Below are 14538 nucleotides of genomic sequence, written 5' to 3' on the forward strand. Positions count from 1 at the left end.
CGAGCAGATGGATTTTCAATTCACGGCAGGCAGCCTGCCCTTGCTGGTGTCGATGCCGCACGTGGGCACCGACATCCCGGACGATATCGCGGCCAGCTTCGCGCCCGCCGCCGCCGTCAGGACCGATACCGACTGGCACCTGGTGCAGCTGTACGGTTTCCTGCGCGAGATGGGGGCGTCCACGCTGTCGGCGCGCTGGTCGCGCTATGTGATCGATCTGAACCGTCCGCCCGAGAACACCAATCTGTATCCGGGGCAGGACACCACCGGCCTGTGCCCGGTCGACACCTTCGGCCGCGCGCCCTTGTATCCCGAGGGCGGCGCGCCGGACGAGGCGGAAGTGCAGCGCCGGCTGAAGCTGTACTGGCAGCCCTACCACGGCCAACTGCGCGCGGAACTGGACCGGCTGCTGGCCATCCACGGCCGCGTGGTGCTGTGGGACGCGCACTCCATCGCGTCCGTGGTGCCGCGCTTCTTTGAAGGCAAGCTGCCCGACCTGAACTTCGGCACCGCAGACGGCGCCTCTTGCGCGCCCGGCATGGCGGACGCCATCGCCTCGCTGGCGCTGGCGCACGGCGGCTATACCGTGGCCGTGAACGGCCGCTTCAAGGGCGGCCACATTACGCGCCACTACGGCAAGCCGGCGCGGAACGTGCACGCGATCCAGCTGGAGATGTGCCAGTCCACTTATATGGACGAGGCGGCGCCCTACGGCTACCGTCCGGACCTGGCCGCCCAGGTGCAGCCGCTGCTGCGCCAGCTCACGCAGGCCGCCGCGGCGTGGGCCAGCGGGGAGGGGCAATGAGCGGCGCGTCCGCATCCGGGGCCGCCGCCAGCGCGCTGTTCGCCCGCAACGCCTTGCTGCCGTCCGGCTGGGCGCAGGACGTGCTGCTGCAATGGGACGCGGGCGGCGAGCTGGTCGACGTCACGCCGAACGCGCTGCACCCGGCCGGCGTGGAGCTGGCCGAATACGCCATCCCCGGCATGGTCAACCTGCACTCGCACAGCTTCCAGCGCGCGCTGGGCGGCCTGACCGAGAAGGCCGGCGCCGCAAGCGGCAACGTCACGGACAGCTTCTGGACCTGGCGCGACCTGATGTACCGCTTTGCCCGCAACATCACGCCCGAACACATGGAAGCCATCGCCGCGCAGCTGTTCAGCGAATGCCTGCGCCATGGCTACACCTCGGTGTGCGAGTTCCATTACGTGCAGCGCGCGCCGGACGGCGCCATGTACGCCAACCCGGCCGAAACGGCGGAGCGCGTGATCGCTGGCGCCAGGCTGGCCGGCATCGGCATGACCATGCTGCCGGTGCTGTACAGCTACGCCGGCTTCGGCAGCGAGCCGCTCAAGCCCGAGCAGCAGCGCTTCAAGACCGACGCGCAGGATGTGCTGAAGATTATCGGCGGGCTGGAAACGCTGCGCGACGCGCAGACCGAAGTGGGCGTGGCGCCGCACTCGCTGCGCGCCGCTTCCGTGTCCCAGATCAAAGAAGTGCTGGCCAGCTTGCCGCACAATCGCCCGGTGCACATCCATATCGCCGAGCAGCAGGGCGAAGTGCGGCAGTCGCTGGATTTCAGCGGCAGGCGCCCGGTGCAATACCTGTATGATGAGGTGCAGGTGGACAGCCGCTGGTGCCTGGTGCACGCCACCCACCTGGTGGACGGGGAAGTGCAGTCCATCGCCCGGAGCGGCGCGGTGGCGGGCCTGTGCCCGACCACCGAAGCCAACCTGGGCGACGGCCTGTTTCCGCTGGAGCCCTTCCTGGCGCACGGCGGGCGTTTCGGCATCGGCAGCGACAGCCATATTTCGCAGAGCGCCGTGGAGGAACTGCGCTGGCTGGAATACGGCCAGCGCCTGATGCAGCAGCGCCGCAATATCGCGGTGTCGGCCACGCAGCGCAACGTGGGCGACTTCCTGTGGCAAGCGGCCCTGCAAGGCGGGGCGCAGGCGGCGGGGCGCGCGGTGGGCGCGCTGGAGGCGGGCAAGCGGGCGGACATCGTCGTGCTCGACGACGGCCACCCCAATCTGTACGGCGTGGCGGCGGACGAAGTCCTCGGCACGCTGGTATTCAGCGGTAACGACAATCTGGTGAAGCATGTATTGGCTGGCGGCCAGTGGGTGGTGCGCGAGCAGAAGCACGCGGCGCAACAGGCCATCGCCGCGCGTTTCAAACAGACGCTGGCCGAACTGCGGGAGTTCCGGTAATGAGCAAGCTGATACAGTACGCAAGCCTGCACGCCACGCCATGGAAGAACGGCGGCGGCAGCACCACCGAGATCGCCATCGCGCCCAACGGCGCCACGTTCGACAACTTCGACTGGCGCATCAGCCTGGCCACGATCGCGCACAGCGGGCCGTTCTCGCTGTTCCCCGGCATCGACCGCACGCTGACGCTGGTGAGCGGGCCGTGCGTGGTGCTGGACGTGGGCAATGAGCGCAAGGTGGCGCTCAGCGAACGCGAGCCGGTGGTGGCCTTCCCGGGCGAGACCGCTGTATCGGCCACCGTGGGCGACGCGCCCACCACCGACTTTAACGTGATGACGCGGCGCGCGCGCTGCACCCACCAGCTGGAGCGGCGCGTGGTGCGCGGCTTTTCCACGCTGGAGCGGCGCAGCGCCACCACCATCGTGTTCCTGGCCGAGGGCGAGAGCCTGGCCATCATCAGCGCCGACGAGCGCGTGGCCATGGTGCGCTACGACGCGGTGGTGCTGAGCACCGAGGACGTATGGACGCTGGAGGCGGCAAGCGCCACGGTGTTTATCGTCGATATCATCCCCAATGACGAAGAAGACGAGTAAATGAGCGCTGCCTGGGACGTGTTGTACACCAACGTGCATCTGGCCACGATGGTGGAAGGGTACGGCGAACTGCGCGGCGGCGCCATCGCCGTGAAGGACGGGCGCATTGCCTGGCTGGGCGCGGCGGGCGATGCGCCTGATACAGCTGCGGCAGTGCATGACTGCGGCGGCAACTGGCTCACGCCCGGGCTGATCGACTGCCACACCCACATCGTCCACGCGGGCAACCGCAGCGACGAATTCGAGGCCCGTTTGAACGGCGCCACCTACGAGGACATTTCCAAAGCCGGCGGCGGCATCATGTCCACCGTGCGCGCCACCCGCGCCGCGTCGGACGAGGAGCTTTACGCGCAAAGCCTGCCGCGCATCGCCAGCCTGCTGGCCGAAGGCGTGACCACGCTGGAGATCAAATCCGGCTACGGGCTGACGCTGGAATCCGAAGCGAAAATGCTGCGCGTGGCGCGCCGCGTGGGTGAGCTGCTGCCCGTGAACGTGGCCACCACCTTCCTCGGCGCGCACGCGGTGCCGCCGGAATTCGCGGGCCGCGCGGACGACTACGTGGACGCGGTCTGCGCCATGATGCCGCTGCTGGCTGAGCAAGGGCTGGTGGACGCGGTGGACGCCTTCTGCGAATGCATAGGCTTCAACCTGGAGCAGACCGCGCGCGTGTTCAGCGCCGCCACTGCGCTGGGCCTGCCGGTCAAGCTGCACGCCGAGCAGCTGTCGGACATGCGCGGCGCGGAACTGGTGGCGCATTATCGCGGCTTGTCCGCCGACCACCTGGAGCGCCTGAGCGCGGAAGGCATCGCTGCCATGAAGCAGGGCGGCACGGTGGCGGTGCTGCTGCCTGGCGCCTACTACTTCCTGCGCGACACCGTCCCGCCGCCGGTGGCCGAGCTGCGCGCGGCCGGCGTGCCGATGGCGGTCGCCACCGACAACAATCCGGGAACGTCGCCGATGACCTCCTTGCTGCTGGCGATGAATATGGTCTGCACGCTGTGGCGGCTGACGCCGCTCGAAGCGCTGGCGGGTTGCACCGTGCATGCCGCCCGCGCGCTCGGGCGGCAGGACGAGATCGGGACGCTGGAAGTAGGCAAGCGCGCCGATTTCGCGCTGTGGGAGATTGCGCGTCCGGCGGACCTGTCCTATTCGTTCGGCTATAACCCGTGCCGGGGCGTGGTCAACGGCGGGGTGTGGCGCTTGCCGCAGGCGGTGGCTCGGCGCTGATGCGAGGCCGGTAAATTTCCTTCCGGACAGTTGCCGATCGTGTACATTAATACAATCCCATCTGCGCCATTGGCACACACATCATGCGACCGATCCGCCTTGCCGTCCTGCTGGCCCTGAGCACCTCCGCTTTCGCACAGACTCCGCCGGTCCCCGACGTGCCGCTGGTGGCCACCACGCCCGCGCTGCCTGCCGTGCCCGCCACCGCGCCGGGTGCGCCCCGTCCGGACGCCGCCGCTCCCAAGCCCTTCGCTGAAGTCATCAAGGGAGCGCAGCGCCTGCCGGGCTTTTTCGCCTTGTACCAGAAGGACGAGAAGGTCTGGCTGGAGCTGAAGCCCGAGCAGTTCGACCAGCCCTTCTTCATGTCCGTCAACACCGCCAGCGGCATAGGCGAACGCGGTGTCTACGGCGGGCAGATGACGCGCAGCGCCGTGGTCATGTTCCGCAAGATCGGCAGCCTGGTGCAGCTGATCGCCGTGAACACCACCTATCGCGCCAAGCTGGGCACGCCGCAGGCGCTGGCCGTGGCGCAGGGCTTTTCGGACAGCCTGCTGAGCGCCGCGCCGGTGGCCAGTGCGCCCAACCCGCAAGGCAAGGGCGTGCTGGTGGAAGCGAACGCGCTGCTGTTCGCCGACATTCCCGGCTACAGTACGCGGCTGGAATCGTCCTTCCGCATGGCTTACACCCTGGACCCGCGCAACAGCAGCTTCGGCAATATCCGCAGCGACGACGGCATGACCGGCCTGCACGTGAACGCGCACTACTTTGTGCCGCGCGTGGCGGCCACGCCGCTGGTGGTCCTGCCCACCGCGCTCTTTGCACCGCCGCCGTTCACGCTGCCGGACCCGCGCAGCATGTTCCTCGGCTTCTACTACAGCTTCATGCCGCTGCCCGCGCAGCCCATGCCGGCCCGCGCGGCGGACGACCGCATCGGCCATTTCGTCAGCACCAGCTTCGACTTCACGGACGACCTCAAGCCCGAGCAGGCCAGCCATGCCGTGAACCGCTGGCGCCTGGAGAAGAAGGAGCCGGCACTGGCGCTGTCCGAACCCCGGCAGCCCATCGTCTACTGGCTGGACAAGAACATTCCCGAGAAATACCGCGAGTCGGTGAGGCAGGGCGTGCTGGCGTGGAACGCGGCCTTCGAGCGCATCGGCTTCAAGGACGCCATCGTGGTCAAGCAGCAGGAAGCCACGGATAACTTCGACACGATGGATGCGCGCCACGCCTCCGTGCGCTGGTATGCGGGTGTGGACGCGGGCTTCGCCATCGGCCCCAGCCAGGTGGACCCGCGCAGCGGCGAAATCCTTGATGCCGACATCGGTATGAGCGATTCCTTCGCCCGCAGCGCGCGCCGCATGGCCAGCGAAGACACGCGTTTCGGCGCCGAGCAGTTTGGCCAGGAGCACAATGAAGCGCGCTGCGACTACGGCATGGCGTCGGCGCAGGAAATGGGCTTCGCGATGGACCTGATGGAAGCGCGCGGCGAATTTGAAATGGACAGCCCGCAGGCCGAGGCGCTGGCGCAAGCCTATGTGCGCTCCATCATCATGCACGAGGTGGGCCATACGCTGGGCCTGCGTCACAACTTCCGTTCGTCCACCATCTACAGCCTGAAGCAGCTGCAGGACAAGGCCTTCACCTCCAAAAACGGCATGACCGGCTCCGTCATGGACTACACGCCCTTCAACCTGGCGGTGAAGGGCGAGCAGCAGGGCGAGTACGTCACCTCCGTGCTGGGGCCATACGACTACTGGGCCATCGAATACGCCTACAAGCCTATCGCGCCGGAACAGGAGAAGGACGAACTGGCGCGCATCGCCAGCCGCTCCAATGAAACGCAGCTGGCCTTCGGCACCGACCAGGAAGCCTATGGCGGCCTGTCCGATCCCGGCGTGAATGTCTTCGACCTGGGCGACGATCCGCTGGCTTACTTCCAGCGCCGGCTGGCCATGTCGCGCGAACTGTGGGACCGCGTGCAGAACCGCCGCCTGAAGCCGGGTGAAAGCTACGAGTCGCTGCGGCGCAGCTTTGAATTCGGCTTCTCGCAATTCGCGCGCGTGATGCCGGTGGTGGTGAAGTACGTGGGCGGCGTAACGCACCTGCGCGACCACGCGGGAACCGGCCGCGCCACGTTCACGCCGGTGTCCGTGGAGCGCCAGCGCACCGCGCTCAAGCTGCTGACCAATAACCTGTTCCGTGCCGACAGCTTCAAGTTCGCGCCTGACATGGTGAGCCGCCTGGGTGGCGACCAGCTGACGGCGCGTTTCAAGCCGGACGTTTCCGTGGGCAGCTATGTGCTGTCGCTGCAATCGACCGCGCTGGACCAGCTGATGTCCGACCTGGTGGCCGGCCGCCTGCTCGATTCACAGGAAAAGGTGGACAAGCCGAAGAAGGCGCTGGCGCTGGACGAGCTTTACACTACGGTGCAGTCGGCCGTGTGGAGCGAGCTCAAAACCGGCAAGGACATCAACAGCATGCGGCGCAATCTGCAGCGCGAACACCTGAAGCGGGTGGCCTCGTCGCTGCTGCGCGTTACGCCCGGCATGCGGGCCGACGCGCGCAGTCTGCAGCGGCAGCAGGCGCTGGCGCTGCAGCGCGATATACGCGGCGCCTTGTCCAGCGCCGGCTCCATCAGCAACGAGGCGAGAGCCCACCTGGCCGAGTGCTATGAAACGCTGACCCAGGCCTTGAAAGCGCCCATGATGCGCGCGGGCGTCTGATTTGCGGACCTGCTTGTACGCCCGCCTGTGCGCGTTCCTGTATGTGGCCGTCGCCCTGGCGCTCGGCCTGGCCCTGCTGGCCGCCCCGGCGATGGCTGCGCCGGACGACGGCGTTCTGCGCATAGGCTCCAAGCGTTTCACCGAATCCTACATCTTGGGCGAAGTGCTGCTGCAGACCGCCGCGCCGCACGCCACGGCGGAACACAAGCAAGGGCTGGGCAATACCGCCATCGTGCTGGCCGCGCTGAAGGCGGGGTCGATCGACGTCTATCCCGAATACACGGGCACCATCGCGTTCGAAATCCTGAAGCGCAGCACGCCCGCGCCGCTGGAGCAGCTGCGGCGCGAGCTGGCGGCTATGGGGCTGGGCGTGGCGGTGCCGCTGGGCTTCAACAACACCTACGCCCTGGCCACGCGTGGAGACGGCGGCGTGCGCACACTGAGCGCGCTGGCGGGGCAGGGCGGCTACAAGTTCGGCCTGTCGCACGAATTCATCGGCCGCGCCGACGGCTGGCCCGGGCTCGCCCGGCGCTACGGCCTGGCGCAGAAGCCGGTGGGACTGGATCACGGCGTGGCCTACGAAGCGCTGGCGCAGAAGCAGGTGGACGTCATCGACATCTACTCCACGGACGCCAAGATCAGCCAATACGGCCTGCGCGTGCTGGAGGACGACAAAGGCTACTTCCCCCGCTACGACGCCGTGCTGCTCTACCGCCTGGACGCCGTGCAGCGCTTCCCCGCCGCCTGGCGCGCCATCGAGCAGCTCGAAGGCCGCATCTCCGCCGACGGCATGATCGCCATGAACGCCGCCGCCGAAGTCGAGGGCAAGAGCTTCGCCTCGGTCGCCAGCGCCTGGCTTGCCGCCCACGCGGCCGGCGCCGGACCTGCCGCCGCCCCGGCCCCGGCCGCGCGTCCCGGCCTGCTCGCGAAAATCTTCGACGCCAGCCTGTGGACGCTCACACGCCAGCACATCACCCTGGTGCTGCTGGCGGTGGCGCTGGCCTGCGCCGTGGGCGTTCCGCTCGGCGTGCTGGCCGCCTACGTGCCGCGCCTGCGCCAGACGGTGCTCGCGCTGACCGGCGTGCTGCAGACCATCCCCTCGCTGGCCCTGCTGGCCATGATGATCCCGCTGCTGGGCAGCATAGGCACGGCGCCCGCGCTGGTGGCGCTGTTCGTGTACGCGCTGCTGCCCATTGTGCGCAACACCTGCACCGGCATAGGCCAGGTCCCGTCCGGCCTGAAACTGGCGGCGCAGGCATTGGGATTGGGAGGATGGCACCAGCTGGTGCATGTGGAACTGCCGCTGGCCATGCCGGTGATACTGGCGGGCGTGAAAACGGCTGCGGTGATGAGCGTGGGCACGGCCACGATAGCGGCCTTCATCGGCGCCGGAGGCTATGGCGAACGCATCACCATTGGCCTGGCGCTGAACGACAACGACATGCTGCTGGCGGGCGCGCTGCCCGCCGCCGTGCTGGCCCTGCTGACGCAAGGCCTGTTTGAACTGCTGGAACGCTGGGCGGCGCCGGCGGGCCGCGCCGGCCGATAATCAATCCGTGGCCAGCTGCGACAGCGCGTCGCCGGTCACGCGGCAGATGCGCCAGTCCGGCATCACGGTGGCGCCCATACCCTGGTAGAACTTGATCGCGTTCTCGTTCCAGTCCAGCACTGACCACTCGAAGCGGCCGCATTTGCGCTCCACCGCCAGCTGCGCCAGCGCCACCAGCATCTGCTTGCCGTAGCCCTTGCCACGGCAATTCTGCTTCACATACAGGTCTTCCAGGTACAAGCCCTTCTGGCACAGGAAGGTGGAGAAGTTATGGAAGAACAGCGCGAAGGTGACCACCTCGCCGTTCTCCACGCCCACGATCGCCTCGGCGGCCGGATGGTCGCCGAACAGGCTCTCATGCAGCTTGGCCTCGTTGGCCACCACCATGTGCTCCAGTTTTTCAAACACCGCCAGCTCAAAAATCATGCCGAAAATGGCGTTCACGTCTTCAGGCAGGGCGGGGCGGATGGACAGGCTAGTAGAGTTCATTGCGCTTCAAGTTGGTTTTCTAAAGGGACGGTTTTTACGGGTTTGGCGGAGGATGCGGGCGCCTTCAGTGCCCACACCACGCTGGACAAGCACAATACCATGCCGAACCACTCCATGGCACCGGGCCGGTAGTGCTCCAGCTGGATGGACAGCAGCACCGAGATCACCGGCGTCACCACGCCGATGTACACGGCCTTTTGCGAGCCGATGCGGTGGATCAGCGTGAAATAGGCGCCGAAGGCGATCACGGAGCCGAACAGGGACAGGTAGACCAGGCCGGCCCAGTAGCTGGCGCGCGACGGCAGGCGGAATTCCTGGCCGTTGAGCAGCGCCCAGCAGGCCACCGCCAGGGTGCCCCAGAACATGGCCCAGGCCATGGTCAGGAATACATTCGAGGACTCCTCGCGCACCTTCACCACCACCACATTGCCGATGGTGCTGGCCACGGTGGCGCACAGCGCGAGCGCCAGGCCAAGCAGGAAATGGCCGCTGCCGCCGGACAGGATGTCGTTCCAGGCGTGGTGGATGGCCTCATAGAACAGCAGGATTACGCCGCAGATCGACACCGCCGCCGCGCTCCACATGCGCCAGGTCAGCGGCGTGCCGAACATGAAGCGGTTGCAGATCGGGGTCCAGAACACCATCAGCACGAACAGCACGGCCACCAGCGCGGACACCAGGTACTGTTCCGACGTGTAGGTGCACACATAGCTGATGGCGAAGGTGGCCACGCCCTGCAGCAGCATCCAGCGCTGCACTTTCCACGGCATGCGCAGGCGGTCGCCGCGCAGCAGGCACCAGGCGAACAGCGTGGCCGAGGCCAGGCCGAAGCGGTAAACAATGGAGACGGCCGGGGCGACGTCGCCCAGCTGCAAGGTGATAGCCCAGAAGGTGGAACCCCAGATCAGGCAGGCGATGGCGAAGAGAATAGGCGAGGACATCCGCGCAGTATACGGATTTTCGCTGCATCTTGCTTGGGAGATAGCGTCAGTAAGCCAATTTCAGGCGGCGGTACAGGAAGCCCAGCACAAACAGCGGGCCGATCAGCAGGAAGCGCACATCGTCGAAGAAGGACGGTTTTTTGCCCTCGATCTTGTGGCCGATGAACTGGCCTATCCAGGCCAGCACGAAGATGGCGACCGACAGCGGCAGGATGGCCGGTGGCGGCAACACCGACAGCACGCCCAGCATCAGCAGCGACATGACCAGCATGCCGGCCGCGAAGGGGATCGACAGGCGCACGTAATACGCCAGCGACAGCAGCACCACGCCCAGCGCGGCCATGGGTTGCAGGCACCAGATCAGGCCCAGCAGGGAAAACACGATGGCGGGCACGCACACGAAATGGATGATCTCGTTGGTGTGGTTCAGATGGCTTTCGCTATACTTGGCCAGCAGGACATCGATGGGACGCGGTTCACTCATGCTCAGAATCTCCAGCATTGTTATTGTTCAGTACTACCGTTCGATTCTACACTGTAACCCCTCCCTCACAAGACGCCATGACGAACAAACAAGAAACCCCGGCGCTGGCCGGCTTGGCCCCGGTAATCGACGTCCGCACGCGCATCCTGATACTGGGCAGTTTCCCGGGCGCCGCCTCGCTGGCGGCGCAGCAATACTACGCCCACCCGCGCAATGCGTTGTGGCCTATCCTGTCGGCGCTGACGGGGGAGGATCTGGCCGGGCTGCCATACGCCGAGCGCCTGCCGCGCCTGCTGGCGCACGGTTTCGGCCTGTGGGATGTACTGGGCGCCTGCGAGCGCGAAGGCAGCCTGGATTCGGCCATCCGCAAACCCGCCGCCAACGACTTCGCCCGTCTGCGCGAGCTGTGCCCCGCGCTGGAAACGGTCGGCTTCAACGGACTAACCTCGGGCAAATTCGCCCCCCAATTCGCCGCCGAGGGCTACCGCACGCTGGTGCTGCCTTCGACCTCTCCCGCTCATGCTTCGCTAACGCTGGCACAAAAGCTGGAGCATTGGAAACGGTTGCTCTGAGTTGTACTAACAAGGATCGCAGCCCTTTTCCAAGGAGTCCAACCATGCAATTGCCAGCTGCAAGCCAGGACTAGTCCGCTGCCGCGAAATGCGCCATCTGGTCCGCGTGGGCTTTGATGAAGGCCGGGCGGGCGGTGGCGCGGGCGAGGTAGGCGCGGCAGGCGGGATAGTCGGCCAGGCCGTCGAAACGGTCTACCAGGCGCAGCACGTCGGCCATCACGATGTCGGCGATGGAGAAGGGGCCGGCCAGCCATTCGCGACTGGCCAGCACCGGCTCCAGGTGCGCGAGGCGGGATTTTTTGAGGAAGCTGTCCATCATGTTCCATCCCGGTGTGCCGTCATTGTTGCCCGAGAACTGCAGCAGGGACCAGGGCAGGCTGGCCATCTCGACCGAATTGAGGGCGGCGAACAGCCACTCCAGCGTCTCGGCGCGGCCGCGCGGGGCGGCAGGCAGCAGGGTCTCGCTCCGCTCGCCCAGGTGCAGCAGGATGGCGCCGGTTTCGAAGATGGAGAGGTCGCCGTCTGTCAGCCACGGCACCTGGCCGAAGGGCTGGTGCGAGAAGTGCTCGGCATTCCTGTCGCTGAAGGGCACGCCCTGCACGCGGTAGGGCAGCCCGGCTTCTTCCAGCGCCCAGCGCACGCGGATGTCGCGCACGAAGCCCCTCGGCATCTCGGGCACCCAGTCGAAGGTGGTGAGCACCAGCGGCTTGGCGGCCAGGTCCGCAAGCAGGTCGAACGCCAGCGTCCAGCCCTGCGTGTGCTGTGCGCAGGCCTCCTGGCCGGGCAGGCGCTCGTGCGTGAGCACGATCTCGGTGCCGGCGCCGGCGATGTTGAACTCCACGGTCACCAGCGTTTCCGTGTGGTGCGTGGCGTCGGAAATCCAGGTGAAGCTGAGTTTCCGGTTGCGCTCGATCTGGCGGTACACGCCGTGGTGGCGCAGGGGCTGGTCCGGGTAGTGCATTAGCACTTCGAAGGCGCCGCCCACGCGCGCATCCACGCTGGCGGTGCTGCGCGCAGTCGTGCCGGGATGCATCCATTGTGCGAGGCTGTCCGGATCCAGCCAGGCGTCGAACAGCTCGTCGACGGTGGCGGCGATGGTGCGTTTGACGACGATAGTGGTGCTGCCTTGGGCTGATTGGTTCATTGTGTGCTCCCGGGTTTGTCCGTGCTGCGTTTTTTGAGTACAAAGTCTTCCAGCGCGGCCAGGCGGCCTTCCCAGAAGCGGCGGTAGAACTCCATCCACTCGGCGGCTTCCGCCATCGGCGCGGCGTTCAGCGACAGCACATGCTCGCGGCCCTGCACCCTGCGCGTGACCAGCCCGGCGCGTTCAAGGATGCGGATGTGCTTGGAGGTGGAATTAAGCGAAATCGGAAACGCGCTCGCCAGCTCCGTCACGCGCGCATCGGACTGCGCCAGCCGCGCCAGGATGGCGCGCCGCGTGCCGTCGGACACCGCCGCGAACAGTTCATCGAGCTGATTTGTTTTATATTCACCCATAAGGGTTAATATAGGCCCGCAAGAATTCGGCGTCAAGCGGTTTTGTGCGGTGCGCGAGGAGGTAGAATGCCGCCAACTGAGGAGGGTGGCATGCTGAAAATTTCGAGAATATTGCACGCGGGCTATGTGTTCGAGTGCGAGGGCACGCAGATCGCGTTCGACACCATCTTCGAGAATCCCTTCAGCCGCAACTGCCACGCCTTCCCGGACGTGCGCTTCGACCACGAGCAGATCCGGCGCCAGCAATTCGCCGCCGTCTTCATCTCGCACTTCCATGACGACCACTGTTCGCTGGAGAGCCTGGACCTGCTGGACCGCGCCACGCCGCTGTACATCTACTGCATCTTCGACGAGCTGTTCGACATGGTGCGCCAGCTCGGCTTTGTCAACGTCCAGCAGCTGCGGCTGAACGTACCGGTGCGTATCGGCCCGTTCGAGGTGGTGCCGCGCGAGGCGATGGATGCGGACGTGGATTCCATGTTCCAGGTGAAGGCGGCCGGCATGAATGTGCTCAACGTGGTCGACTCGTGGATAGACGACGCCACGCTGGCCCAGCTGGCGCGGGAAGGCCCGTGGGATATGGTGCTGTGGCCCTTCCAGACCATGCGCGAGATCGAAGTCCTGCAGCCGTCGCGCAGCAGCGCCGCGCCGCCCGAGCTGCCCGAGGAATGGATTGCGCAGCTGAAGGTGCTCAATCCGCGCTACGTGGTGCCCAGTTCCTGCCAGTTCCTGCAGGAGCCGTGGTCCTGGTATAACCGCGCCTTCTTCCCCATCAGCTACCGCCAGTTCACGCAGGAGGTGGGCGCGGCGCTGCCGCAGGCGCAGGTGGTGCGGCTCAATCCCTCGGTGTCGGTGCTGCTGGACGGCGCGTCGCTGACGGCCGCGCCGCCGCTGCCCTGGATTGCGCCGGTGGGCGGGCAGGACGTGGACTACCAGTATGAAGGCAACGCCGCGCCGCCAGCCACCGCCGACATTGCGCGCCATTTCGCGCCGCTCACGGCGGAGCAGCACGCGCGGGTGATGGAATACTGCCGGGTGGGCCTGGTGGAGAAATACGGCGACGTGGAAGCATCGTCCGGGTATTTCGACGCGCCGCGCATCTGGCAGCTGTCGGTCTACGGCCATGGCGGTGAGTGCGCGCAGTTCCGCTACCGGCTGCAGGCGGACGGCGCGGCCCTGGCCGACGGCGGCGCCGGGCCGCTGGGCTGGACCACGGAAATCCCGGCGGCCAAGCTGTACGCCGCGCTGGAGCTGGGCGAGTCGCTGACGTCCATGTATATGCGCATCAACGACGCCGTGTTCGACGCGGCCACCGAGCGGGAGTTGGCGGAGGAGGAGGAGGTGGACGCGGTCGACGATCCCCTGGTCCGCTGCCTGTTCAGCGACACCTTCGGCGCCTACCAGGCCGCCCAGTTGCGCCGCCTGCTGGCGCGTTAGAGGCTATTTGCCCAGCAAGGCCAGCGATTGCTCCCAGTCGCCGCTCCAGTCGTACAGGAAGTCGTGCGATTTGAAGGCGCGCTTCAGCGAGCCGATCGGCACGCCGTACACGTCGTGCAGGCCGAGCGCCAGGGTGACCGGATTCCACACCGCGTTGCGCTTGGACTTTCTGGCGCTGGCTTTCACGCGCGCGCCGTCGTCGCCGAAGATGCCGATGGCGCCGTCCAGCGCCTTGTCCATATCCAGCTTGGCCAGGCGGCCGAACGCGGCCAGCACCTCGGCCTTGGGGATGCCGAACTGCGACTCGCGCGCGGTTTCCACCTTGGGCGGCCTGGCCGCTTCCTCGGCCTCGTGCTTGATCCGTCCCGCCAGCTTCTCCACTTCCTTCTTCAGGAAGCGCAGTTCGTGCAAGGCGCGCCGGAAGCCCGGCTCCGGCAGGCGCGTGACGATTTTGTAGGCGTCCTTGGTGATGGTGATGAGCACGTCCTCGCTGCCCGCCGCCAGGCGCTGCGTGTCCCCCTCGTAGAAGATCGGCGCGGCGTAGCCGCCGTTGGCGTCGCCGAACAGCTCGGGGTAGGCGGCGTCGTAGTCCAGCCACACGTAGGGCGTGAGCCCGTGCTCGATCAGCAGGGCCAGCGTCCAAGGGGTGGCGGTCTGCTGCGCCAGCCAGGCGCAGGCTTCGGCGGTGGTGGCCCGGAAGGGCAGTTCGGTGCTGCTGGAGGAATCCATGATTTTTTCTGAGAAATAGTTTTGTGCGGCGCACAAATGTGTGTTACACTTGCGTCTTCGGTGGAGTTGAACCCCGCCGCCCCCTACGG

14 protein-coding genes are annotated in these 14538 nt (G+C 66.7%); 8 read left to right on the forward strand and 6 right to left on the reverse strand.

The features are described from left to right. The first annotated feature begins 7 nt into the window (after positions 1–7). From hutG to AC07S4_RS11755, 6 genes are all read left to right on the forward strand, one after another. Complete coding sequence (gene hutG / locus AC07S4_RS11730; protein ID WP_494986818.1) at positions 8–805, forward strand: N-formylglutamate deformylase; 798 nt, start codon at positions 8–10, stop codon at positions 803–805. Continuing rightward, positions 802–2208 carry a formimidoylglutamate deiminase gene (locus AC07S4_RS11735; RefSeq protein WP_494986819.1) on the forward strand — a complete coding sequence of 469 codons (1407 nt, stop codon included), beginning with the start codon at positions 802–804 and terminating at the stop codon, positions 2206–2208. The genes hutG and AC07S4_RS11735 overlap by 4 nt, the downstream gene beginning before the upstream one ends. Beyond that, entirely contained in the window at positions 2208–2801 is a 594-nt protein-coding gene (locus AC07S4_RS11740) for a HutD/Ves family protein (RefSeq protein WP_494986820.1), read from the forward strand. Before AC07S4_RS11735 ends, AC07S4_RS11740 begins: the two co-directional genes overlap by 1 nt. Then, positions 2802–4028, forward strand: a complete 1227-nt coding sequence (gene hutI / locus AC07S4_RS11745; RefSeq protein WP_494986821.1) for an imidazolonepropionase — start codon at positions 2802–2804, stop codon at positions 4026–4028. A gap of 83 nt (positions 4029–4111) precedes the next feature. After that, entirely contained in the window at positions 4112–6751 is a 2640-nt protein-coding gene (locus AC07S4_RS11750) for a zinc-dependent metalloprotease (protein ID WP_494986822.1), read from the forward strand. 91 nt (positions 6752–6842) lie between these two features. Then, positions 6843–8300: a glycine betaine ABC transporter substrate-binding protein gene (locus AC07S4_RS11755; protein WP_494987137.1), complete on the forward strand. Its 1458-nt coding sequence runs from the start codon at positions 6843–6845 to the stop codon at positions 8298–8300. Here the strand turns inward: AC07S4_RS11755 and AC07S4_RS11760 are convergent, their stop codons facing one another. The 3 genes from AC07S4_RS11760 to AC07S4_RS11770 are packed head-to-tail and all read right to left on the reverse strand — an operon-like array spanning position 8301 to position 10214. Then, positions 8301–8789 carry a GNAT family N-acetyltransferase gene (locus AC07S4_RS11760; RefSeq protein WP_161072839.1) on the reverse strand — a complete coding sequence of 163 codons (489 nt, stop codon included), beginning with the start codon at positions 8787–8789 and terminating at the stop codon, positions 8301–8303. Then, entirely contained in the window at positions 8786–9730 is a 945-nt protein-coding gene (locus AC07S4_RS11765) for a DMT family transporter (protein ID WP_494986823.1), read from the reverse strand. Before AC07S4_RS11765 ends, AC07S4_RS11760 begins: the two co-directional genes overlap by 4 nt. A gap of 46 nt (positions 9731–9776) precedes the next feature. Further along, positions 9777–10214, reverse strand: a complete 438-nt coding sequence (locus AC07S4_RS11770) for an Mpo1 family 2-hydroxy fatty acid dioxygenase (protein ID WP_494986824.1) — start codon at positions 10212–10214, stop codon at positions 9777–9779. Positions 10215–10291: 77 nt separating this feature from the next. Between AC07S4_RS11770 and AC07S4_RS11775 the strand changes: the two genes are divergently transcribed. After that, the gene (locus tag AC07S4_RS11775; protein ID WP_494986825.1) at positions 10292–10786 is read left to right on the forward strand and encodes a DNA-deoxyinosine glycosylase; all 495 of its coding nucleotides are present in this window, start codon (positions 10292–10294) and stop codon (positions 10784–10786) included. 70 nt (positions 10787–10856) lie between these two features. On the opposite strand, the gene AC07S4_RS11780 is transcribed toward AC07S4_RS11775, so the two are convergent. Together AC07S4_RS11780 and AC07S4_RS11785 are read right to left on the reverse strand one after the other, a co-directional pair. Beyond that, positions 10857–11930 carry an SRPBCC domain-containing protein gene (locus AC07S4_RS11780; RefSeq protein ID WP_494986826.1) on the reverse strand — a complete coding sequence of 358 codons (1074 nt, stop codon included), beginning with the start codon at positions 11928–11930 and terminating at the stop codon, positions 10857–10859. After that, a complete protein-coding gene (locus AC07S4_RS11785; RefSeq protein ID WP_494986827.1) occupies positions 11927–12283 on the reverse strand; it encodes an ArsR/SmtB family transcription factor in 357 nt (118 codons plus the stop codon). The genes AC07S4_RS11780 and AC07S4_RS11785 overlap by 4 nt, the downstream gene beginning before the upstream one ends. A gap of 90 nt (positions 12284–12373) precedes the next feature. Between AC07S4_RS11785 and AC07S4_RS11790 the strand changes: the two genes are divergently transcribed. Beyond that, entirely contained in the window at positions 12374–13720 is a 1347-nt protein-coding gene (locus tag AC07S4_RS11790; protein ID WP_494986828.1) for an MBL fold metallo-hydrolase, read from the forward strand. Between the two features lie 3 nt (positions 13721–13723). Here the strand turns inward: AC07S4_RS11790 and AC07S4_RS11795 are convergent, their stop codons facing one another. Further along, the gene (locus AC07S4_RS11795) at positions 13724–14449 is read right to left on the reverse strand and encodes a hypothetical protein (protein WP_494986829.1); all 726 of its coding nucleotides are present in this window, start codon (positions 14447–14449) and stop codon (positions 13724–13726) included. Positions 14450–14538: the final 89 nt, after the last annotated feature.

It is taken from the genome of Pseudoduganella sp. GW821-FHT05F09 (assembly GCF_059419605.1).

Coding starts and splice junctions, on each gene's coding strand:
- AC07S4_RS11755 (WP_494987137.1), top strand. CDS start 6,843: ATGGCTGCGCCGGACGACGGCGTTCTGCGCATAGGCTCCAAGCGTTTC.
- AC07S4_RS11750 (WP_494986822.1), top strand. CDS start 4,112: ATGCGACCGATCCGCCTTGCCGTCCTGCTGGCCCTGAGCACCTCCGCT.
- hutG (WP_494986818.1), top strand. CDS start 8: ATGGATTTTCAATTCACGGCAGGCAGCCTGCCCTTGCTGGTGTCGATG.
- hutI (WP_494986821.1), top strand. CDS start 2,802: ATGAGCGCTGCCTGGGACGTGTTGTACACCAACGTGCATCTGGCCACG.
- AC07S4_RS11780 (WP_494986826.1), bottom strand. CDS start 11,930: ATGAACCAATCAGCCCAAGGCAGCACCACTATCGTCGTCAAACGCACC.
- AC07S4_RS11765 (WP_494986823.1), bottom strand. CDS start 9,730: ATGTCCTCGCCTATTCTCTTCGCCATCGCCTGCCTGATCTGGGGTTCC.
- AC07S4_RS11790 (WP_494986828.1), top strand. CDS start 12,374: ATGCTGAAAATTTCGAGAATATTGCACGCGGGCTATGTGTTCGAGTGC.
- AC07S4_RS11770 (WP_494986824.1), bottom strand. CDS start 10,214: ATGAGTGAACCGCGTCCCATCGATGTCCTGCTGGCCAAGTATAGCGAA.
- AC07S4_RS11760 (WP_161072839.1), bottom strand. CDS start 8,789: ATGAACTCTACTAGCCTGTCCATCCGCCCCGCCCTGCCTGAAGACGTG.
- AC07S4_RS11775 (WP_494986825.1), top strand. CDS start 10,292: ATGACGAACAAACAAGAAACCCCGGCGCTGGCCGGCTTGGCCCCGGTA.
- AC07S4_RS11785 (WP_494986827.1), bottom strand. CDS start 12,283: ATGGGTGAATATAAAACAAATCAGCTCGATGAACTGTTCGCGGCGGTG.
- AC07S4_RS11740 (WP_494986820.1), top strand. CDS start 2,208: ATGAGCAAGCTGATACAGTACGCAAGCCTGCACGCCACGCCATGGAAG.
- AC07S4_RS11795 (WP_494986829.1), bottom strand. CDS start 14,449: ATGGATTCCTCCAGCAGCACCGAACTGCCCTTCCGGGCCACCACCGCC.
- AC07S4_RS11735 (WP_494986819.1), top strand. CDS start 802: ATGAGCGGCGCGTCCGCATCCGGGGCCGCCGCCAGCGCGCTGTTCGCC.